Raw genomic sequence first — 20,215 nt, 5'->3', positions numbered from 1 at the left:
TCCAGTCTGCGGCGGGAGGCGCGAAAAGCGGTCGAGCAGTCCTGCGACGTCAGACCGTCCGGTCGGTCTCGCGATCCCGCACGCGCACCATGCCCTCCTGCGCGATGCTCGCCACGAGGTGCCCGGCCGTGTCGTAGACCCGGGCGGTGCCGAGGCCGCGCCCGCCCTGGGCCGCGGGGGAGTCCTGCACGTACAGGAGCCACTGCGTCACGTCGACGTCGCGGTGCCACCAGGTCGCGTGGTCCAGGCTCGCGACGCTGAGGCCGGGGCTCGACCACGAGACGTCGTGCCGGCGCAGCACCGGTTCCAGCATCGCCTGGTCGCACGCGTACACGAGCAGCGCGGCGCGCAGGTTGCGGTCGCTCACGGCGTCGCCCGTGAGCTCGCCGTGCGCGCGGATCCACATCGCCTGGTGCGGGCGAGGCTCGGGGTCGGGAGTCAGGAACAGCTGCGGCTCCACGTGGCGCACGTCGAAGGCCGTGCGCGGGGCGAGGTAGCGCCGCGCGATCGCGTCGGAGGACCGGAACAGCGCGTCCGAGCTCGGCAGGCATTCGGGACCGGGCACGTCGGGCGGCGCGGCGACGGCGTGGGTCACGCCGTCCTGCTCGGTCTGGAACGAGGCGATGAGCGACAGGATCGGCACGCCGTCCTGCAGCGCGTGCGTGCGCCGGGCGGAGAAGGACCCGCCGTCGCGCAGCTCCTCCACCGCGAACGTCAGCGGCGACTCGATGCGCCCCGGCCGCAGGAAGTACCCGTGCGCCGAGTGCACGAACCGGTCCGGGGCGACCGTCCGCCCGGCCGCGACGATCGCCTGCCCGAAGACCTGGCCGCCGTAGATCCGGTGGTTGGCGTGGGGGAGCGTGTCACCGGCGAACGTCGTGGCGTCGGTCCGGTGCAGGTCGAAGGATCGCACGACGGCGGCGAACACCTCCTCGCCGCTCGGCACGGGTCCCTCTCCCGAGGCTGCGGCGGCGACGGCCTCGACCGGGTCGAGCGCGGTCACAGGAGCCGCCGCCCCTCGGCCTGCGGCGGGGCGGGTGGGGCCTGCGGGGGTGGGACGGACGGTGCCGCACCGCCACCACCACGGGCGCCGCCGGCGCCACTCTCGGAGGCGTTCACCATCGCGTGGGCGGCGCGCTCGAGGTAGTCCCACAGCGTCGCCTCGTGCAGCGGCGGCAGCTCGAGGGAGAGCAGCGCGCTGCGCATGTGCTCGAGCCAGCGGTCGCGCGCCGCGGGCGTGACGGCGAACGGGGCGTGGCGCATCCGCAGCCGGGGGTGCCCACGCTGCGCGGAGTACGTGCCGGGACCGCCCCAGTACTGCACCAGGAAGAGCTCGAGCCGCTCCTGGGCGCCGTCGAGATCGTCCGGCGGGTACATCGGGGCGAGCAGGTCGTCGGTGCGCACACCCTCGTAGAACCGGGCCGTCAGCAGCGCGAACGTCTCGCGACCGCCCACCTCGTCGTAGAACGTCGCGGCGGGCCGGGGGAAGGCGGGGCGGGACTCACTCACCCCTCGATGGTAGGGGGGCCGCGTGGGCTGCACCGGTCGCACCGGCCGCCGTCGGGCGCTCTCGCGGAGTTCCGGCTCAGCGTCACCTGTGCATCGGCGCACCGTCGCCCGAGCATCCGCTGAGCATCGCCCCGGTGGCCGGTTCCCGGGTGGGTGGGCCCGCCACCCCCGGGTAGGCTGATCCGGTCACGGTGGGCGCGAGCACGCGAAGCCGTGGGACGACTCGATCAACTGGAGGCACTCATGTCCAAGGAGCTGGATTTCCTGGCGGATCTCGGCGGTGCCGCGAACGTCCTCGAGGTGGAGCCCTGCATCACGCGGCTGCGCGTCGAGGTCGCCGACCCCGCACTGGTGGACGACGCGGCCCTGAAGAGCCACGGCGCGTTCGGCGTCGTGCGCTCGGGTCACGTGGTCCAGGTCGTGGTGGGCCCCGAGGCGGACGACCTCGCGGCCAGGCTCGACCAGGTGCGCTGACCGCACCCACCCGCAGCAGCACGCGAACGGCGCCGCCCCTCCCGGGGCGGCGCCGTTCGTCGTCGGTGCGGTCGAGGTCGGTCTCAGGCGAGGGTGATGCCCCGCGTCGCGAACTCGTCGTGGAGGCGACGGCGCAGCACGGAGGCGACGCGCTGGTTCTCGCCCGGCTGCGACTCGACCCGCACCTGCAGCACGGCGGAGGCGGCACCGATGTCGCTGACGCGCACGGTCGGCTCGCGGTCGGTCAGCACGAGCTCGCGCAGCCCGGGGTCGGACACGGCCTCGGTCACGAGCCCCTCGACGAGGTCGCGCGTCTGCGTGAGGTCCACCGCGGGGTCGAAGGCGATGTCGACGACGGCGAGGGACCACCCCTGCGACTCGTTCGCGACCCGCAGGATCTGGCCGTTGCGCACGTACCAGAGCCGGCCGTCGTCGTCCCGGATCGTGGTGACCCGGAGGCCGACCTCCTCCACGGTGCCGGCGGCCAGCGTGCTGCCGAGCGCGCCGAGCTCGACGCGGTCGCCGACGTTGCACTGGTTCTCCACCAGCATGAACAGGCCGGCGAGCAGGTCGGAGACGACCGACTGGGCACCGAAGGCGAGCGCGACGCCGATGACGCCGGCCGAGGCGATGAGCGGCGCGATGTCCACACCGAACGCCGACAGCACCATCGAGAACACGATGATGCTCACGACCACGGTGATCGTGGAGGCCAGGAGCTGGTGCAGCGTCCTGAGCCGGCGGACGCGGGCGTGGTCGATCGGGACCGATCCGAGGCTGACGGTGAACCGACCGGTCTTGTTCACCTTCGCGCGCGGGGTCCGGCTCAGGCGACCGACCACACGGCCCAGCACCCAGCGGGCGATGATCACCAGCACGATCCCGATGGCGATGATGATGGCGGAGCGGATGGCGGCTTCCTGGGCGTTCTCGAATGTCACCGATCCAGCCTAGGTCGACGCGCTGAGTGATTGCTGGGCGCTGGTCTGGCAGGATCGATCGGGCCATCCGGGCGCAGGAGAGGACACGCATGACCAGCGACGACACCCAGCACGAGGATCCGCCGTCGGCGTCGCTCCTCGCCCTCGCCGACGCGCACGGGATCGCGACCAGCTACCACTCCTTCTTCGGCGACCTCGTGACCCCGCCGGCCGCGACGCTGCGCGCCGTGCTCGGGGCGATGGGGGTCGCCACGTTCACCCCCGCCCAGGTGGAGGCCTCGCTCGAGGAGACGCGGACGTCGCCGTGGCGCGACCTCGTGCCGCCGTCGCTGATCCTGCGCGAGGGTGAGGAGCGCGAGGTGCCCGTGCACGTCGCGGACGGGCACGACGCCGTGCTCGTGCTCCACCTCGAGGACGGGTCCACCCGCGACGTCGCGCTGGCGGGCGACGAGCCCGAGAGCCGCGACGTCGACGGCGTCGCCCACTGGCGCCTGCGCGCCACGCTCCCGGCCGACCTCCCGCTCGGCTGGCACGAGCTGCGCGCGACGCAGCGGGCGCGCTCGGGCGAGGGCGCACAGGCCCGTGAGGCCCGCACCATCCTGGCGATCACCCCGGACAGCCTCGCGGTCCCCGGCCTGCGCGAGGCGTACGGCGAACGCGCGTGGGGTCTCATGGCCCAGCTCTACTCGGTGCGCTCGCGCGCCTCCTGGGGCATCGGCGACTTCGCGGACCTGGGCGACCTGGCGGACATCGCGGGCAGCCGCGGCGCCGACTTCCTCCTCATCAACCCGATCCACGCCGCCGAGGTCACCGGCCGCATCGAGCCCAGCCCCTACCTCCCCGCGACGCGCCGCTACGTCTCCCCGCTGTACATCCGCCCCGAGGACGTGCGCGAGGCCGCCTACCTCCCGAGCGCGCAGCGCGCCCTGCTCGAGTGGGGCCTCGAGGGCGTCAGCGCCTCCAACACCGACCCCTCCCGCATCGACCGCGACGCCGCGTGGGAGGCGAAGAAGGCCGCGCTGGAGGTCCTGTTCCGCGCCCCGCGCTCGGCCGGTCGCCAGCGCGCCTACGAGTCCTTCGTCCGAGGCGAGGGCCGGGCGCTCGCGGACTTCGCGCTCTGGTGCGCGCTCGAGGAGCACTACGACGGCGGTCCCCGCCCCGCGGAGGTCGACGACGTCGGGAGCGCCCAGGTCGCGCAGCTGCGCACCGAGCTCGCCGAGCGCGTCGAGTTCTACTCGTGGCTGCAGTGGGTGGCCGACGAGCAGCTCGGGGCCGCGCAGGAGGCCGGCCACCGCGCCGGGATGCGCATCGGCGTGATGCACGACCTCGCCGTCGGCGTGCACCCCAGCGGCGCCGACTCCTGGTCGATGCGCCGGATGTTCGCGCCCGGGATGTCCGTCGGCGCGCCGCCGGACATGTACAACCAGCAGGGTCAGGACTGGTCGCAGCCGCCGTGGCGGCCCGACGCGCTGGTGCGCTCGGGCTACGCGCCGCTGCGGGACATGATCCGCGGTCTGCTGCGCCACGCCGGAGCCCTGCGGATCGACCACATCATCGGGTTCTTCCGCCTCTGGTGGATCCCGTCCGGGAAGGGCGCGGGCGAGGGCACCTACGTCCGCTACGACCACGAGGCGATGATCGGGGTGCTGGCGCTCGAGGCGCAGCGGGCCGGCGCCGTCGTCATCGGCGAGGACCTCGGAAACGTCGAGCCGTGGGTGCGCGACTACCTCTCCTCGCGCGGTGTGCTCGGCACGTCGGTCCTGTGGTTCGAGTACGACGGCGACCGCCCCACCCCGCCCGAGCACTACCGCCGGCTGCTGCTGGCCACCGTCAACACCCACGACCTGCCGCCGACGGCCGGCTACCTCGCCGGCAAGCACGTCGACCTGCGCGACCGGCTGAACCTGCTGACCGAACCGGTCGAGCAGGTGCGCGCGGCGGCCGACGCCGAGCGCGAGACGATGCTGGGGCTCCTGCGCGAGCGCGGGCTCATCGGTCAGCACCCCACCGAGCGGGAGACCGTCGAGGCTCTGCACCGCTACCTCGCGGCGTCGGACTCCGTGCTGCTCGGTGTCGCGCTCGTCGACGCCGTGGGCGAGAGCCGCGCGCAGAACCAGCCGGGGACCAACACCGAGTACCCCAACTGGCAGATCCCGCTCGCGGACTCGGCCGGGAACGCGGTGCTGCTGGAGGACCTGGCGCAGGTGAGCCGGTTCGCCTCGCTCACCTCCGCCGTCGACGACGAGCTGCGCCGCCGCGCCGACGAGCGGGGCTGACCCACCCGCAACGCCTCGTGGGGAGGTCCCGCAGGCCTGAGCCTGCGGAACCTCCCCACGAGCACGTCCGGGGGCGGGCCTCAGCCCACTCAGGCCTGCTGGCGGTCGACCGCCTGCACGGCGAGCGCGCGCCGCACGCCGTCGGCCGCCTCGACCACGAGGCGGCGCAGCGCCGGCGTGCGCTCCCCGAGCTGCGCGAGCCACGTGTCGGTCAGGCCCGGGACGTCGACCCCGAACGAGTCGTCGAGGTCGGCGAGCCAGGACGGGTACAGCCACGTGACGACGTTCTGCGCCATCTCGTTGGTGCGCTCGGCCCAGACCGTCTCCAGCGCCGCGAAGTAGCGCTCGACGAACGGCACCGTCAGCGTCCGGTCGTGCGTCCGGGCGAACCCGAGCACGGTGGCCATCTGCAGCGCGTTCGGCAGCTCGTCGGCAGCCACGACGCGTGCCCAGACCGCCTCCTTCGCCTCGGGCGTGGCGATCGCGGCGCGCGCACCGGCGGCGGCCCGCTCGCCGCTCGCCGTCGCGTCCCGCTCCAGCTCGGCCGCGATCTCGTCCTCGCCCGCGGCGCCGCCGGCGACGAGCGCGGTCAGCAGCTCCCAGCGCAGGTCGACGTCGATCGCGAGCCCCGCGACCTCGAGCGAGCCGTCGCGCAGCGCGGCCAGGCGGTCCAGCTGCTGCGCCGTGCGGGCCCGGAGTGCGTACGCCTTGGCGAACTGCAGCTGCGCGTCGGAGCCGGGGGCCGCCGCCGTCGTGAGCTCCCACAGGCGGTCCGCCGCGCGCTCGCCGACCTCGCCGCGCACGCGCGGGTCGACGAACTCGCCGATCGCCTGGTTCAGCTGGCGCAGCAGCACCATCACCACGGTCGAGTCGGTCTCGGCGTCGATGTTGCCCAGGACCAGGTCGACGAAGCGGCGCGCCGGCCACTCGCCGTCGCGCGTCATGTCCCACGCGGCGCCCCACACGAGCGTGCGGGGGAGGGAGTCGGTGAAGCCGCGCAGCGAGGACAGGGCCGCGGCGAGCGAGGCGTCGTCGAGCCGGATCTTCGCGTAGGCGAGGTCGCCGTCGTTGACCAGGAGCAGGTCGGGCGCCACCTCGCCGTCCCAGGCGGTGACGGGCGTGCGCGCGCCGTCGACGTCGAGCTCGAGGTGCAGCCGACGCACGAGCGCCCCGGCGCCGTCGACGTCGTAGCCCCCGATCGCGAGCCGGTGCGGGCGCAGCGTCGGCCAGTCCTGCGGTGCCTCCTGCGTGATCGCGAGCGAGGAGATGCGGCGCACGCCGTCCTCACCCGTGGTCGTCCCGAGCTCGGGCCGCAGCAGCGTGACGCCGGCCTTCTCCAGCCACACGCCGCTCCACCCCGACAGGTCGCGGCCCGAGGTGCGCTCGAGCTCGCGCAGCAGGTCGGGCAGCTCGGTGTTGCCGTGAGCGTGCGCCTTGAAGTACGCGGCGACGCCGGTCATGAACTCCTCCGCACCGACCCACGCCACGAGCTGGCGCAGCACCGAGGCGCCCTTGGCGTAGGTGATGCCGTCGAAGTTGACCTCGACGTCCTCGAGGTCGGAGATCTCGGCGACGATCGGGTGGGTCGAGGGCAGCTGGTCCTGCTTGTAGGCCCACGACTTCTCCAGGGAGGCGAACGTGGTCCAGGCGTTGGTCCAGCGCGTCGCCTCGGCCGTCGCGAGCGTGGAGGCGTACTCGGCGAACGACTCGTTCAGCCACAGGTCGTTCCACCACTTCATCGTGACGAGGTCGCCGAACCACATGTGCGCGAGCTCGTGCAGGATCGTGACGGCGCGCCGCTCGATCATCGCGTCGGTCACCTTGGAGCGGAAGACGTAGTTCTCCAGGAACGTGACGGCGCCCGCGTTCTCCATCGCACCCGCGTTGAACTCCGGCACGAAGATCTGGTCGTACTTCGCGTAGGGGTAGGGGTAGTCGAACTGCTCCTCGTAGAACGCGAAGCCGCGGCGCGTGACGTCGAGGATCTCGGCGACGTCCAGGTGCTCCGCGAGGCTGGCGCGGCAGTAGACGCCGAGCGGGATGGTGCGGCCGTCGCTGCTGACGAGCTCGCCGTCGCCGCCGGTGTAGGGGCCGGCGATGATCGCGGTGACGTAGCAGGGGAGCACGACCGTGGGCTCGAAGGTCCAGGTGGCGGTGTCGTCACCGGCCGCGACGGGCTCCGGCGTCGGGGAGTTGGAGATGACGCGCCAGTGCGACGGCGCGGTCACCGTGAAGGCGAAGGTCGCCTTGAGGTCGGGCTGCTCGAAGACCGCGAAGACGCGGCGCGTGTCGGCGACCTCGAACTGCGAGTAGAGGTAGACCTCGCCGTCGACCGGGTCGACGAACCGGTGCAGACCCTCGCCCGTGTGCATGTAGGCGCAGGAGGCCTCGACCACGAGCTCGTTGCTCGCCGCGAGGTCGTCGAGCTGGATGCGGGAGTCGGCGAACACCTGCGCGACGTCGAGGTCGCGCCCGTTCAGCGTCACGCGCTGCACGCTCGGCGCGATGAGGTCGATGAAGGTGCTCGAGCCGGGCTCGGCGTCGAAGCGGGCCAGGGTCCGGGAGCCGAACTCCTTCTCGCCCCGGGTGAGGTCGAGCGCGACCTCGTAGTGGTGCGTGGTGACGACGGCGGCGCGCTGCTGCGCCTCGGCGCGGGTGAGGTTCTCTCCGGGCACGGGTGCTCCTTCGCGGTGGGGCTGGATTCGAGCGTGGCCCGGGTCGCGGGCCGCCGATCATCCTTCCACGCGCGCCCCGGCGAGCCCGGCGAGGAAGTCCGCGACGTCGGCGACCTCCTGGCCGCCGACGCCGTGCGGGAGGCCCGTGTAGGCGCGCCGGGTGAGGGTGGTGTGCTCCGCCATCCAGGCGGCGGTGAGCTCGGTGACGGCGGGTGGGATCACGGCGTCGGCGTCGCCGTGCCCGAGGAACGACGGCGGGGCCGCGGCCGCGAGCGCCGCGTCACCCGGGTGCGGGGTCGGCGAGACGAACCCGGACAGCACCACCAGCGCCGCGAACGCCTGGGGCGAGGTGCGGGCGACCTGCAGCGCGACCGCCCCGCCCTGGCTGAACCCGAGCACGAGGACGCGGCGCCCGCCGGCGTGCTGCGCCAACCACGCGAGCACGGCGTCGGCGGCGGCCTGCACGGCGGCGGGGTCGGGTGCCCCGATCGTGGTGATCGGGAACCACGCCCAGCCGCCGTGGTCCATGGGCAGCGGGGCGCGCAGCGCGGCCGCGTCGCCGGGGTGCCCCAGGTGCTCCAGGAGGGGGACGAGGTCGCCCTCGTGCGCGCCGTAGCCGTGCAGCAGCAGGAGCAGGGGCGCGTCGTCGGCCGTGGTGTCGGCGCCCGGGGCGGCCCCGGGCGAGGGCACGCGGACGGTGGCGGCGTCGTCGATCGCGAGGGTCATGCCCCGACCCTAGGCAGGGTCGGGGGCAGGCGTGAGCGCGACGGTGGAGCCCCACGGGTCGGCCACGCGCAGGGTGCTCCCGTCGTCGGCGACCTCGTGGCCGTGGTGGCGCAGCCGGTCGGCGGCCGCCTCGACGTCCTCCCGCGTCGGCACCGTGATCGTCACCTCGCCGAGCCCGAGGGTCGCGGCGCGGGCCGGGGCGCCGGCCGAGTTCCAGACGTTCATCGCCATGTGGTGGTGGTAGCCGCCGGCGCTGACGAAGAGCGCACCGGGGTAGCGCGTCGTGACCTCGAACCCGAGCGCATCGACGTAGAAGCGCTCCGCCGTCGCCAGGTCGCCGACCTGGAGGTGGATGTGGCCGACGCTCGCCGGCAGCGCCGTGACGTCGGCGACGACCCGCTCCTCGAGGTGCGTGTCCAGGTAGCGCTGCGGATCGAGGTGCTGGGTCGTCATGGCGATCGCGCCGTCCGCCCCGTACCAGCCCTCGCGGGGGCGGTCGCGGTACAGCTCGATGCCGTTGCCCTCGGGGTCGGTGAAGTAGAACGCCTCGCTCACGTGGTGGTCGGAGCTGCCGACGAACCGCGAGCGCGGGTCCTGGGCGGCGGCCAGCACGGTGGCCGCCAGGGTCGCGGGGTCGGGCAGCAGCATCGCTGTGTGGAAGAGGCCGGCCTGCGACCGGCTCGGCGCGGGCAGACCGGGGGTGTGCACCAGCCGGACGACGCCGGACCCACCCCGCCCGAGCACGACCTCGCCGTCGCCCTCGCGCAGCGGCTCGAGCGCCAGCGCCCGCGCGTAGTAGGACGACATCAGGCCCAGGTCGCCCACGTGCAGCGTGAGCGTGTCCATGCGGGTCTCGGGGGCGAGCAGGTCGGCGGCGGTCATCGGGGCTCCTCAGTAGTTGTCGCTGCAACCAAAGTAGTCCGTTACAGTTGTCGGGTCAACCAACGAGGAGGGTCGATGACCACGTCCGCACCCCACTGGCTCAGCCCCGCCGAGCGCAGCGCCTGGCTCCGCCTGCTCGCCGTGGTCGAGCTGCTGCCCGGTGCCCTGGACGGTCAGCTCCGCCGCGACTCCGCCCTCACCCACTTCGAGTACCAGACGATCGCGATGCTCTCGGAGAATCCCGAGCACACGCTGCAGATGTCGGCCCTCGCGGACCGCACCAACGCGACGCTGCCGCGCCTCTCGCACGTCATCACGCGCCTCGCGGGACGCGGCCTGGTCGAGCGGCGCGCCTGCCCCGGGGACGGCCGTGCCACGAACGTGGTGCTGACCGACGCGGGGTGGGACGCCGTCGTGGCCGCGGCCCCCGGACACGTGGCGACGGCGCGTGACGCCGTCGTCGACGCCCTCACCCCCGAGCAGGTGGAGCAGCTGACGGCGATCGGCGACGCCATCCTGCAGCGCCTCGACCCCGACGGGCGGATGACGAGCCTCATCGACTGAGGCGGCCCCCTGCGGGGGTCTCGCGTCGTCAGGGTGGTCAGCGTGGCGCGAGGTGGCGCAGCACCGCCAGGACGCGGCGGTGGTCGCCCGAGTCCGGCGGCAGGTCGAGCTTGGTGAAGATCGCGCCGACGTGCTTCTCCACGGCCCCGTAGCTGAGGACGAGCCGCTCCGCGATCGCCCCGTTGGACCTGCCCTGCGCCATCAGCTCCAGCACCTCGCGCTCGCGCGGCGAGAGCCGCGCGAGACCCGCGTCGGTCGCCGCGGCGCCGAACAGCTGCGCCACCACCTCGGGGTCCAGCACGCTGTGACCGGCCCCCACGCGCTCGACGGCGTCGACGAAGTCGCCCACGTCGGCCACCCGGTCCTTGAGCAGGTACCCCGTGCCGCGCGAGTCGCCGCGCAGGAGCCGGGCGGCGAAGCGCGTCTCCACGTGCTGGGACAGCAGCAGGACCCCGGTTCCCGGGTGCTCGTCGCGCAGCCGCAGCGCGGTGCGCAGTCCCTCGTCGGTGAACGACGGCGGCATCCGGACGTCGAGGACCGCCACCTGCGGGCGCCGCCCCACGTCCAGGGCCGCCACCGCGGCCAGCAGCGACTCGCCGTCGCCCGTGCTCGCCACGACGTCGAGACCGCGGCGGGTCAGGAGGGCCACGAGGCCGTCGCGCAGCAGCACCGAGTCCTCGGCGACGGCGACGCGCAGGCCGGTCGCGGGCGGATCGGGGTCGGCGGCGGGCGTCATCGGGCGGCCGAGATCGGGAGGGTCACGGTGGCCACCGTAGGCCCGCCCGCGGGGCTGACGAGCTCGAGGTGCCCGTCGACCGCGGCGGCCCTCGCGACGATCCCGCGCAGCCCCGTCCCGCCCGTGCCGGCCGGTCGCTCATCCGCCGGGACGATCGCTGCCCCGCCGACGCCGTCGTCGCGGACGGTCAGGACCAGGTGCGCGTCGCCGGACGCGCCGGATCCCGTGCGCCCGTCGTCCGTCACCCGGACCTCGACGACGGCGCGGTTCGCACCGGCGTGCCGGCTCGCGTTGGCCAGCAGCTCGGCCACGGCGTAGTAGGCGATCGCCTCGACCTCGGGGGAGGCGCGGACCTCCGCGTCGACGTCGAGCGCGACGGGGAGCGCGCTGCGCGCGGCGAGCGTCTCGAGCGCCACCGCCAGACCGGAGTCGAGCGAGGCCGGCCGGATCCCGCGGGCGATGGCTCGCAGCTCGGTCATCGCCTCCTTGGTCGAGTCGTGCGCCGTCCCCACGAGCACCCGCGCGTGCTCGGCGTCGCCCCCGCGCTCGAGCTGGTCCCTCGCCTCGCCCAGCTGCATCGCGACGGCGACGAGCCGCGCCTGCGTCCCGTCGTGCAGGTCCCGCTCGATCTGCCGCAGCCGCAGGTCCGCGTCCGTGACGACCTCCTGGCGCGTGCGCTCGACCTCGGTGAGCCGGGCGGCGGTCCGCGTCGGTCCCAGCAGCGCGGTGACGGTGCCACGGAAGGCGTGTCCCAGCCCGAGGGTTGCCCTCGCCCACACGAACAGCAGGATCAGGCCCACCACGGCGTAGGCGAGGTCCCAGCGCCACCCCTCGACGTAGATCCCGGGCAGGATCTCGGTCGCCCGGCGCCACACGCCGTCGGCCCCCTGCTGCAGCGGCAGCCACCGGGACCAGAACCAGTACGTCGCGCCGCCGAGCGAGGTGGCCAGCAGCGTGACGGACACGATGAAGGCCGCGAGACCGAGGGTGAACTCGACCAGCATGAAGGCCAGCGCGCGCCAGCCCGTGCCGTCCGCGAGCATCGCCCGCAGGGTCTGCCAGAAGCCTCGGGGCCGCCGCCAGGGGAGGGGGCGCGACGTCGTGCCGCAGCAGGCCCCGCGCGAGCCCCCGGTGCATCGCGCCCCACGCCCGGGCACCCACGACCATGCCGCCGCCGACGAGGAGCCCCACCACCGTGATCGCGAGGCTCGGGATCAGCGTGGCGGTGAGGACGAACCACGCGAGGCCGACCACGCCCGTGAGCAGGAGGGTCGCGAGGTAGCCCTGCTCCCGCCAGGTCCTGGCGGCGAACGGTCCGCGCCAGAAGCCGACGTGCTCGAGCGGGGCGGGGGGCGGTGCGGTCATGACGGGATCTCCTTCGTCGCGGAGACTCCATCGTCGCGACGGCGGCGAGCGCGCGGACCGGGGCGGGCCCCCGAGTCCGGGGTGGGGTTGTCCCCCCTGTCGGGGGAGGCCGGCTCGACCTCCGGATTCGTGCTGCGATCCACGCGTGCGACAGTAGATGACTGGAAAGAGCGCGCGAGCGCACCGGAGCACGAGGTCCAGGAGGACTCATGGCTGCAGCCGACGTGACCGAGAAGACCACCCGGGTCGACTTCTGGTTCGACCCCGTCTGCCCCTGGGCGTGGATGACGTCCCGCTGGATCCGCGAGGTCGCCGAGCACCGCGACATCGACCTGCGCTGGCACGTGATGTCGCTGTCGGTCCTCAACGAGGGGCGCGAGCTGCCCGAGAACTACCGCGACCTCATGGACCGCGCGTGGGGACCGGCCCGCGTGGTCAACGCCGCGCGGGAGCGGGTCGGCGAGCACGTGCTGGGCGACCTCTACACCGCGCTCGGCACGCGCATCCACCTGGGCCAGGAGGAGTTCCCCGAGGCGATCGCCGGCGCGCTGACCGACGTCGGGCTCGACCCCGACCTCGCGGGGGTCGCGACCTCCGGGGAGCTGGACGAGTCCCTGCGCGCCTCGCACGCGGAGGGCATCGCGATCGTCGGTGAGGACGTCGGCACGCCCGTCGTCGCGATCGACGGCCGCGGCTACTTCGGACCGGTCGTCACGCCCGCACCGACCGGCGACGACGCGCTGCGCCTCTTCGACGGGCTCGTGCTGATGACGTCCGTCGACGGCTTCTACGAGCTCAAGCGGACCCGGACCTCGGGGCCGATCCTCACGTGAGCGCCAACACGATGCCCGCCTCGACCCGGCGCTGGATCATCGGGCTCGGCGCGGCCGTCGGCGTCCTCGCGCTGGTCCTCGTCGTGCTCCTGCTGCAGGGCTCGGGCGGGGACGCCGACGCCGAGGACGCGAGCACCGCCGTCGAGGAGCCCGCGGTTCCGTCGAGCCCGCCCGCCACCGACCCGAGCTCACCCGCCACCTCGGCGCCCCCGGTCGAGACCTCCCCGGCCCCCGAGCCGGAGGAACCGACCGACCTCGCGGCCCCGCCCGAGGGCGCGCTCGACCTCGCCTCGTTCGCGCTCCCGAGCCGGAACATCGCGTGCACGCTCGACGAGAGTGCCGTGACGTGCCAGATCGCGGACGCCGAGTTCACCCCGCCGCCGGGAGAGGACTGCGAGTTCCGCGGCCAGGTGGTCACGCTGGCGGACGACGGCGTGGCCCTCCCGTGCCCGGACGGCCCCGCCGCCGCGGCGGGCGAGGAGATCCCCGTGCTCGAGTACGGGCAGTCCACCTCGGTGGGGCGGTGGGCGTGCACCTCGAGCGAGAGCGGCGTGGAGTGCTCCTCGCTCGCCGACGGCACGCGCTTCACCCTGGCGCGCGCCGCCCTGACGACGGACGGGCCGGGCGCGATCGGTTGATCGCACCCGGCCCGACGCCGTCGGGCGCTCGCTACCAGATGCGCACGCGCTCGCTCGGCTCGAGCCAGAGCTCGTCGCCGGGGCGGACGTCGAACGTCTGCGCGAACTCGTCGACGTTGCGCACCACCGCGTTCGCCCGGAACTCCTCCGGGGAGTGCGGGTCGATCGAGAGCAGACGGATTGCCTCGGCGTCGCGCGACTTGGTGCGCCAGATGAGGCCCCAGGTGTGGAACAGGTCCACCAGACCCCGGTGCTCGACGTCGGCGTCCACACCCGCGGGCGAGGCGGCCGCGAGCGCGATGCGGTAGGCCTTGATGGCGATGCTCAGCCCGCCGAGGTCGCCGATGTTCTCCCCGACGGTGAGACCGCCGTTGACGTGGTGCGAGCCGGCCAGCTGCGCCGGCGAGAGCGCGTCGTACTGCGCGATCAGGGCCGACGTCCGCACCTCGAACTCCGCCCGGTCCTCCTGCGTCCACCAGTCCGCGAGGCGGCCCTCGCCGTCGTAGCGGCTGCCCTGGTCGTCGAACCCGTGCCCGATCTCGTGCCCGATGACGGCGCCGATCCCGCCGTAGTTGGCGGCGTCGGTGGCGTCGGGGTCGAAGAACGGCGCCTGGAGGATCGCGGCCGGGAAGACGATCTCGTTCATCCCGGGGTTGTAGTAGGCGTTGACCGTCTGCGGTGTCATGAACCACTCGTCGCGGTCGACCTCGCCGCCGAGCTTGCCCAGCTCGCGCCGCGTCTCGTGGGCGCTCGTGGCGCGCACGCTCGCGAGGAGGTCACCGCTCAGGTCCAGGTCGGAGTAGTCGCGCCAGCGCACCGGGTACCCGATCTTCGGGGTGAACGCCGCGAGCTTCTCCAGCGCCCGCTCGCGCGTGGCCGGGCTCATCCAGTCCAGGTCCGTGATGGAGCGGCGGTAGGCCTCGACCAGGTTGGCGACGAGCTCGTCCATCCGCGCCTTGTGGTCCGGCGGGAAGTGCTCCGCCACGTACAGCTTCGCCAGCGCGTCACCGAGCGCCCCCTCGACGAGCCCGACGCCGCGCTTCCAGCGCTCCCGGATCTCCTCCGCGCCCGTCAGCGTCCGCCCGTAGAAGTCGAAGTTCTCCTCCACGACGGCGGCGGTCAGGTAGGGCGCGCGGGAGCGGACCACGCGCCAGGTCAGCCAGGTGCGCCAGTCGGCCAGGTCCACGTCCGCCCACGCCTGTGCGAACGCCTCGAGGTAGCTGGGCTCGCGCACGTCGACGCGTGCGAGCATCGCCTCGGTGATCCCGAGGCCGCCCAGCCACGCCTCCAGGTCGAACCCGGTCAGCAGCTGCGCGAGCTCCTCGCGCGTCGTGGGGTTGTGGGTCGCGACGGCGTCGCGGTCGCGCACGCGGTCCCAGTGGCCCGCGGCCAGGCGGGTCTCGAGCGCGAGCACGACGGCGGCGCTCGCGGCCGCCGCCGCGGCGTCGAGACCGGTGGTCGCCGCGAGCTGACGCGCGACGTGCGCCTCGTAGGCCGCGAGCGTCTCGGCGTGCTGCGGTTCGCGGTAGTAGGCCTCGTCGGGCAGGCCCAGACCGGACTGCGCGAGGTGGAGCGCGTAGTGGTCGGGCTCGCTCGAGTCGGTGTCCACGTAGAGCCCGACGGCGCCGCCCACCCCCGTCAGCTGCAGCTCGCCCAGCACGCGGGCGAGGTCGCCGCGGTGCTGCACCGAGGTCACGAGGTCGAGGTCGACGGCGAGCGGTGCGAGCCCGGCCGCCTCGATCGCGGCCGTGTCCATGAAGGCGGAGTACAGCGCGGCGATGCGGGCGGTGTCGGCCGACACGTCCCCGGAGCCCTCGCCGTCGGCCGCCTGCGCGCTCGCGCGCTCGACGATGGCACGCACGTGCTCCTCCGCCTCGTCGCGCAGGCGGTGGAACTCGCCGTCGCGCGAGCGGTCCGCCGGGATGACGTGCTCGCGCAGCCACGTGCCGTTGACGTGGCGGTAGAGGTCGTCCTGGACCCGGACCGCCGGGTCGCCACCCGGGGGGACCGGGTGGGCGCCGCTCGTGGGGCTCGTGTCGGAACTGGTCTGCTCGGGTCGCTCGCTCGGGTTCGTCACCCGATCGATGCTACGTCTGGGACCATGGCAGCATGCGCATCCACATCGCCGCCGACCACGCCGGGTACGAGCTCAAGCAGCACCTGGTCGGCCACCTCACCGCCGCCGGCCACGACGTCGTGGACCACGGTGCCGCGACCTTCGACCCGCAGGACGACTACCCGAGCTTCTGCTTCGCCGCGGGCGAGGCGGTCGTGGCCGAGAACGCCGCCGGCGGGCAGGTGCTCGGCGTCGTGATCGGCGGGAGCGGCAACGGCGAGCAGATCGCCGCGAACAAGGTGCGCGGCGTGCGTGCGGCGCTGGCGTGGAACCTCGAGACCGCGCGACTCGGGCGTCAGCACAACGACGCGAATGTCGTCGCCGTGGGTGCGCGCCAGCACTCGCTGGCGGAGGCGACCTCGTTCGTCGAGGCGTTCCTGGCGGAACCCTTCTCGGGCGACGCGCGCCACCAGCGGCGGATCGACGCGCTCGCGGCCTACGAGGTCGGCTGAGCGCTCGAGCGGGAGCTCGGCGCGGCGGCCGCCTCCGGCCGCGCCGCGAGCGCGGCTCCCGCGGCGGCGAGCGGCACCAGGATCAGCACGAGCCAGGGCAGCACGAGCAGGACGCCGGTGATCGCACCGAACGCGAGGGCGACGCCGAGCGCCGCGACGTCGGCACGCTGCAGGGCACCCGGGGTGAGGGCGTGGGCCTCGGCGCGCGCCCGCAGACCGACCTCGTCCTGCCGCTCGACGCTGCGGCCAGCGACGACGAGTCGCCACACCTCCGCGAGGGCGGCGGCGAGGAACCAGCCGGCCGCAGCCGCCAGGGCGTGGGGGAGGACGCGGTCGATGGTCGAGTCGCCGAGTGCGCCCGCGGAGTCGCGGGGCAGCCCCGCGAGGCCGAGGGCGAGGGCGATCAGGAGCGCCCCCACGGGTGCCAGCGCCGTGGCGAGCACCTGGCCCAGCGCGAGCCGGGCCCAGGGCGCGCGCCGCGCGGCGAGCAGCGCGCCCAGCACCACCCCGCCGCCCGCGGCGAGCACCCACACGAGGCCGGCGGCGACGACGACCAGTGCCACTGCGAGCACCGGCTGCTCGTGCCGGACCGCCTGGAGGATCGCGATGGCGACACCGAGCGCACCCAGGAGAAGGCGCGGGACGACGCGGCGCCGTCCGGCGCGCAGGTGCTCGCGGGCGCGCTCGGCGGGGTCGGGTGCGGCACCGCCGTTGCCGGAGCAGTGCTCGCACGAGTGCGCCTCACCGGTCGACGGCGCGGTGGTCGCGGGTGCGGCCGCTGCTGCGGGCTCCGGGGCCGACGGCGACGGCGACGGGGCGACCGTCTCGCCGGGGAGGGTGGGGGCCTCGGGGGCGGCGGGTTGCTCGGGGGTGGTGCTCACGGGCATCGATCCTACGGTGGTGCGCCCGCCTGCCCCGGGTTGGTGCCGATCGGGACGTGGTGATGTCGGCGCCGTCGCCCATGATGGATGGATGACCAGCCCCCGCACCCCCGGCACGCCCCGCACGGCGGGCACCCGGTCCGACCGCGCGGCGGTGGCGGACGCCGTCGCCGCCTTCATCGAGTGCACGCTCGACCTGGCCGCGCAGATCCCGCCCGGACGCGTGAGCACCTACGGGCGGATCGCGCTCGAGGCGCGGCTGCGGTGCGGGCGGGGGAGCGCGCGCGGTGTCGGGCGGGTGATGGCGACGCGGGGCTCCGAGGTGCCGTGGTGGCGCGTGGTGACCGCCTCGGGTGCTCCGGCCGAGCTGGTGGCGGGCCGCGCCGTCGCGCTGCTGCGCGCCGAGGGCACGCCGTTCGCCGGTGAGCGCGTCGACCTCGCGGCGGCGCTGCACGCGTTCGAGACCGACGTCGTGGTGGAGGGGGCCGTCGATGCCTGAGGGGCACTCCGTCCGGCGGCTCGCCGAGGCGTTCGAGGCCGGGTTCGCCGGCCAGCGGCTCGAGGTGGCGTCGCCGCAGGGCCGCTTCGCGGACGGGGCGGCGCTGCTCGACGGCGGCGTGCTCGAGGTGTGCGACGCCTGGGGCAAGCACCTGTTCCTCGGCGTCCGACCCGAGGGCGGGGGCGAGCTGCGCTGGCTGCACGTCCACCTCGGCCTCTACGGCGCGTGGACCTTCGCGGGCGACACCGCGTTCGCCGGCCCGCACGCGATCGGTGCGCCGCGCGTCCGGGTGGGAGAGGAGGAGCGTCCGCTGCGCGGCGACGCGGCCGCCGACGCTGCCGAGGCCGTCGGCGTCGCCGCGGACCCGGGGGACTGGACGCCCCCGGAACCCCGGGGCCAGGTGCGCGTGCGGATCGTCGGGGAGCACGGCGTCGCGGACCTGACGGGCCCCACACGGTGCGAGGTGCTCACCGCACCGGCGCGCGACGCCGTCGTCGCCCGCCTCGGACCCGATCCGCTGCGCCCCGACCCGGGTGGCGAGGGCGAGGCCCGGTTCGTGGCCGACGTGCGCCGGCGGCGCACCGGCATCGGCGTGCTGCTGATGGACCAGGCCGTGCTGGCGGGGGTCGGGAACATCTACCGCGCCGAGCTGCTGTACCGCGCCCGGGTCCATCCGCTGCGGGAGGGCAGGTCGGTCGCGGCGCGGACGCTGCAGGGGATCTGGCGCGACGCCGTCGTGCTCATGGCCGACGGCGTGGCGACCGGTCGCATCGTGACGACGGAGGCGGCCGACCGGGCGGCGCCGTCGGACGCGTTCTACGTCTACCACCGCGACGGGCGGCCGTGCCTGCGCTGCGGCACGCGGGTACAGGTCGACGACCTCGCGGGGCGCCGCGTCTACTGGTGCCCGCGCTGCCAGCGGCGGCGCTGATCCGCGCCTCGCGACGAACTGCCGGTCCGGCCCTCAGATCATGTACTCGATGAGCTCGCTGGGGTCCTCGACCGGGAGGCGGTCGCGCGGGGGCGTGGCCGGGATGCGCACCTTCGCGGGGACGCCGATGGCGACGCCGGTGGCCGGGACGTCGCGGACGACGACGGCGTTGGCACCGATCGAGGCGTCGTCGCCGATGGTGATGTCGCCGAGCACCTTGGCCCCGGCGCCCACGGTCACCCGGTCGCCGAGCGTCGGGTGACGCTTGCCGCGGCTGAGGGAGCGGCCGCCGAGGGTCGAGCCGTGGTAGAGCATCACGTCGGCGCCGACGACGGCGGTCTCGCCGATGACGACGCCCATGCCGTGGTCGATGAACAGCCGTGGCCCGATCGTGGCGCCGGGGTGGATCTCCACACCCGTGAGGAGCCGGGCGAGCTGGGAGACGGCGCGCGCCAGGGGGTGCAGCACGACCGATGTGGTCCAGATGCGGTGCGCGAGGCGGTGCGCCCACACCGCGTGCACCCCGGGGTAGAGCAGCGCGACCTCGAGCGCGCTGCGCGCCGCCGGGTCGTGGCGGCGCGCAGCGGCCACGTCCTCGCGCGCGAGGGCGAGGACGTGGCGCAGGCTCGAGATCATCGGGGTTCGTCCGCGGTTGCTGCTCGTGGCGGGGCGCTCAGTCGAGCAGGTCGGCGTAGAGGATCGTCGACAGGTAGCGCTCGCCGAACGACGGGATGATCACGACGATGGTCTTGCCGGCGTTCTCGGGGCGGTTCGCGACCTGCACGGCGGCGTCGATCGCGGCGCCCGAGGAGATGCCCACGAGCAGGCCCTCCTCGGCGGCGGCGCGGCGGGCGACCTTGACGGCGGTCTCGGCGTTGACGTCGATGACCTCGTCGTAGACGGACGTGTCGAGGATCTCGGGCACGAAGTTGGCGCCGATGCCCTGGATCTTGTGCGGGCCGGGGGCGCCGCCGTTGAGGATGGGCGACTCCTCGGGCTCGACCGCGATGATCTGGATGCTCGGCTTCTTCTCCTTGAGCACCTGCCCGACGCCGGTGATGGTGCCCCCGGTCCCGATGCCGGCCACGACGATGTCGACCTCTCCGTCGGTGTCGTTCCAGATCTCCTCCGCGGTGGTGGCGCGGTGGATCGCCGGGTTGGCCTCGTTCGCGAACTGCCGGGCGAGGATCGCACCCTCGCGCTCGGCGGCGATCTCGTTCGCGCGGTTGACCGCACCCTTCATGCCCTCGGACGCGGGGGTGAGGACGAGCTCGGCACCGTAGGCGCGCAGCAGCGCCCGGCGCTCCTTGCTCATGGACTCGGGCATCGTCAGCACGACCTTGTAGCCCCGGGCGGCGCCGACGAACGCGAGCGCGATGCCGGTGTTGCCGCTCGTGCCCTCGACGATCGTGCCGCCGGGCTTGAGGTCCCCGGAGGCCTCGGCCGCGTCGATGATGGCGACGCCGATGCGGTCCTTGACCGAGTTCGCGGGGTTGTAGAACTCGAGCTTGCCCAGGACAGTCGCGCCGGCGCCCTCCGTCAGGCGGTTGAGGCGGACGAGGGGGTGTTGCCGACGAGCTTCGTGACGTCGTCGTAGATGCGTGCCATGGCGTGATCCTCACTTCAGCGGGGGTGGTCGTGCCGCGGGTTCGAGGGCGACCGAGCGGTGCGGCTCCCGCTCGGCTGCCGGTGGGTGCGAGCGCACGGGCCGAGCCGC

The 20,215-nt window shown here is 74.4% G+C and carries 19 protein-coding genes and 2 pseudogenes; 8 read left to right on the top strand and 13 right to left on the bottom strand.

The features are described 5' to 3' along the window. Positions 1-49 precede the first annotated feature (49 nt). Together QQK22_RS09190 and QQK22_RS09185 are read right to left on the bottom strand one after the other, a co-directional pair. Positions 50-1,003, bottom strand: a complete 954-nt coding sequence (locus QQK22_RS09190; protein WP_284250649.1) for an acyl-CoA thioesterase — start codon at positions 1,001-1,003, stop codon at positions 50-52. Next, on the bottom strand, positions 1,000-1,509 hold the full coding sequence (locus QQK22_RS09185) for a globin (protein ID WP_284250648.1): 510 nt from the start codon (positions 1,507-1,509) through the stop codon (positions 1,000-1,002). Before QQK22_RS09185 ends, QQK22_RS09190 begins: the two co-directional genes overlap by 4 nt. A 243-nt stretch (positions 1,510-1,752) precedes the next feature. On the opposite strand from QQK22_RS09185, the gene QQK22_RS09180 reads away from it, so the two are divergent. Beyond that, positions 1,753-1,983: a PTS sugar transporter subunit IIB gene (locus QQK22_RS09180; RefSeq protein WP_284250647.1), complete on the top strand. Its 231-nt coding sequence runs from the start codon at positions 1,753-1,755 to the stop codon at positions 1,981-1,983. 83 nt (positions 1,984-2,066) lie between these two features. On the opposite strand, the gene QQK22_RS09175 is transcribed toward QQK22_RS09180, so the two are convergent. Next, positions 2,067-2,924 carry a mechanosensitive ion channel family protein gene (locus QQK22_RS09175; RefSeq protein WP_284250646.1) on the bottom strand — a complete coding sequence of 286 codons (858 nt, stop codon included), beginning with the start codon at positions 2,922-2,924 and terminating at the stop codon, positions 2,067-2,069. Positions 2,925-3,013: 89 nt separating this feature from the next. On the opposite strand from QQK22_RS09175, the gene malQ reads away from it, so the two are divergent. Continuing rightward, positions 3,014-5,200, top strand: a complete 2,187-nt coding sequence (gene malQ, locus QQK22_RS09170) for a 4-alpha-glucanotransferase (protein ID WP_284250645.1) — start codon at positions 3,014-3,016, stop codon at positions 5,198-5,200. A gap of 89 nt (positions 5,201-5,289) precedes the next feature. Here the strand turns inward: malQ and pepN are convergent, their stop codons facing one another. Genes pepN through QQK22_RS09155 form a run of 3 tightly spaced genes read right to left on the bottom strand, consistent with a single transcriptional unit; the run spans position 5,290 to position 9,483 of the window. Further along, complete coding sequence (gene pepN, locus QQK22_RS09165) at positions 5,290-7,875, bottom strand: aminopeptidase N (RefSeq protein WP_284250644.1); 2,586 nt, start codon at positions 7,873-7,875, stop codon at positions 5,290-5,292. A gap of 57 nt (positions 7,876-7,932) precedes the next feature. Continuing rightward, complete coding sequence (locus QQK22_RS09160; protein ID WP_284250643.1) at positions 7,933-8,601, bottom strand: alpha/beta hydrolase; 669 nt, start codon at positions 8,599-8,601, stop codon at positions 7,933-7,935. 9 nt (positions 8,602-8,610) lie between these two features. Further along, a complete protein-coding gene (locus QQK22_RS09155) occupies positions 8,611-9,483 on the bottom strand; it encodes a VOC family protein (protein WP_284250642.1) in 873 nt (290 codons plus the stop codon). A gap of 75 nt (positions 9,484-9,558) precedes the next feature. Here QQK22_RS09155 and QQK22_RS09150 point away from each other — a divergent pair, with 75 nt between their 5' ends. Next, entirely contained in the window at positions 9,559-10,047 is a 489-nt protein-coding gene (locus QQK22_RS09150; RefSeq protein ID WP_284250641.1) for a MarR family winged helix-turn-helix transcriptional regulator, read from the top strand. Positions 10,048-10,084: 37 nt separating this feature from the next. Here QQK22_RS09150 and QQK22_RS09145 read toward each other — a convergent pair whose 3' ends face one another. From QQK22_RS09145 to QQK22_RS19505, 3 genes and pseudogenes are all read right to left on the bottom strand, one after another. Beyond that, entirely contained in the window at positions 10,085-10,783 is a 699-nt protein-coding gene (locus QQK22_RS09145) for a response regulator transcription factor (protein WP_284250640.1), read from the bottom strand. Then, positions 10,780-11,826 (bottom strand): sensor histidine kinase, encoded by a 1,047-nt coding sequence (locus QQK22_RS09140; RefSeq protein WP_284250639.1) that lies wholly within the window; start codon positions 11,824-11,826, stop codon positions 10,780-10,782. The genes QQK22_RS09145 and QQK22_RS09140 overlap by 4 nt, the downstream gene beginning before the upstream one ends. A 118-nt stretch (positions 11,827-11,944) precedes the next feature. Next, positions 11,945-12,148 (bottom strand): annotated as a pseudogene (locus tag QQK22_RS19505) (hypothetical protein); the annotation flags it as partial. A gap of 209 nt (positions 12,149-12,357) precedes the next feature. Here QQK22_RS19505 and QQK22_RS09135 point away from each other — a divergent pair. Together QQK22_RS09135 and QQK22_RS09130 are read left to right on the top strand one after the other, a co-directional pair. Next, positions 12,358-12,981: a mycothiol-dependent nitroreductase Rv2466c family protein gene (locus tag QQK22_RS09135; RefSeq protein WP_284250638.1), complete on the top strand. Its 624-nt coding sequence runs from the start codon at positions 12,358-12,360 to the stop codon at positions 12,979-12,981. After that, positions 12,978-13,619 (top strand): hypothetical protein, encoded by a 642-nt coding sequence (locus QQK22_RS09130; protein WP_284250637.1) that lies wholly within the window; start codon positions 12,978-12,980, stop codon positions 13,617-13,619. The genes QQK22_RS09135 and QQK22_RS09130 overlap by 4 nt, the downstream gene beginning before the upstream one ends. Before the next feature lie 31 nt (positions 13,620-13,650). Here the strand turns inward: QQK22_RS09130 and QQK22_RS09125 are convergent, their stop codons facing one another. Then, a complete protein-coding gene (locus tag QQK22_RS09125) occupies positions 13,651-15,696 on the bottom strand; it encodes a M13 family metallopeptidase (RefSeq protein ID WP_284250636.1) in 2,046 nt (681 codons plus the stop codon). Between the two features lie 32 nt (positions 15,697-15,728). On the opposite strand from QQK22_RS09125, the gene QQK22_RS09120 reads away from it, so the two are divergent. Continuing rightward, positions 15,729-16,187: a ribose-5-phosphate isomerase gene (locus QQK22_RS09120; RefSeq protein WP_284250635.1), complete on the top strand. Its 459-nt coding sequence runs from the start codon at positions 15,729-15,731 to the stop codon at positions 16,185-16,187. Here the strand turns inward: QQK22_RS09120 and QQK22_RS09115 are convergent. Next, positions 16,172-17,068, bottom strand: coding sequence for a hypothetical protein (locus QQK22_RS09115; protein ID WP_284250634.1), 897 nt, complete (start codon positions 17,066-17,068; stop codon positions 16,172-16,174). The genes QQK22_RS09120 and QQK22_RS09115 overlap by 16 nt on opposite strands. Positions 17,069-17,159: 91 nt before the next feature. Here QQK22_RS09115 and QQK22_RS09110 point away from each other — a divergent pair, with 91 nt between their 5' ends. Both QQK22_RS09110 and QQK22_RS09105 read left to right on the top strand, forming a co-directional pair. After that, a complete protein-coding gene (locus tag QQK22_RS09110) occupies positions 17,160-17,567 on the top strand; it encodes an MGMT family protein (RefSeq protein ID WP_284250633.1) in 408 nt (135 codons plus the stop codon). Next, positions 17,560-18,498 (top strand): Fpg/Nei family DNA glycosylase, encoded by a 939-nt coding sequence (locus QQK22_RS09105; RefSeq protein ID WP_284250632.1) that lies wholly within the window; start codon positions 17,560-17,562, stop codon positions 18,496-18,498. The genes QQK22_RS09110 and QQK22_RS09105 overlap by 8 nt, the downstream gene beginning before the upstream one ends. A gap of 33 nt (positions 18,499-18,531) precedes the next feature. Here the strand turns inward: QQK22_RS09105 and epsC are convergent, their stop codons facing one another. Together epsC and cysK are read right to left on the bottom strand one after the other, a co-directional pair. Next, the gene (epsC, locus tag QQK22_RS09100) at positions 18,532-19,134 is read right to left on the bottom strand and encodes a serine O-acetyltransferase EpsC (protein WP_284250630.1); all 603 of its coding nucleotides are present in this window, start codon (positions 19,132-19,134) and stop codon (positions 18,532-18,534) included. A 37-nt stretch (positions 19,135-19,171) separates the two neighbouring features. Then, positions 19,172-20,106: pseudogene (gene cysK, locus QQK22_RS09095) on the bottom strand (cysteine synthase A). Between the last annotated feature and the right edge of the window lie 109 nt (positions 20,107-20,215).

The sequence above is a fragment of the Litorihabitans aurantiacus genome, assembly GCF_030161595.1.
Taxonomy (GTDB): domain Bacteria; phylum Actinomycetota; class Actinomycetes; order Actinomycetales; family Beutenbergiaceae; genus Litorihabitans; species Litorihabitans aurantiacus.
The sequence above is the reverse complement of the archived record's forward strand: the minus strand, read 5'-3'. Positions and strand labels throughout refer to the sequence as shown.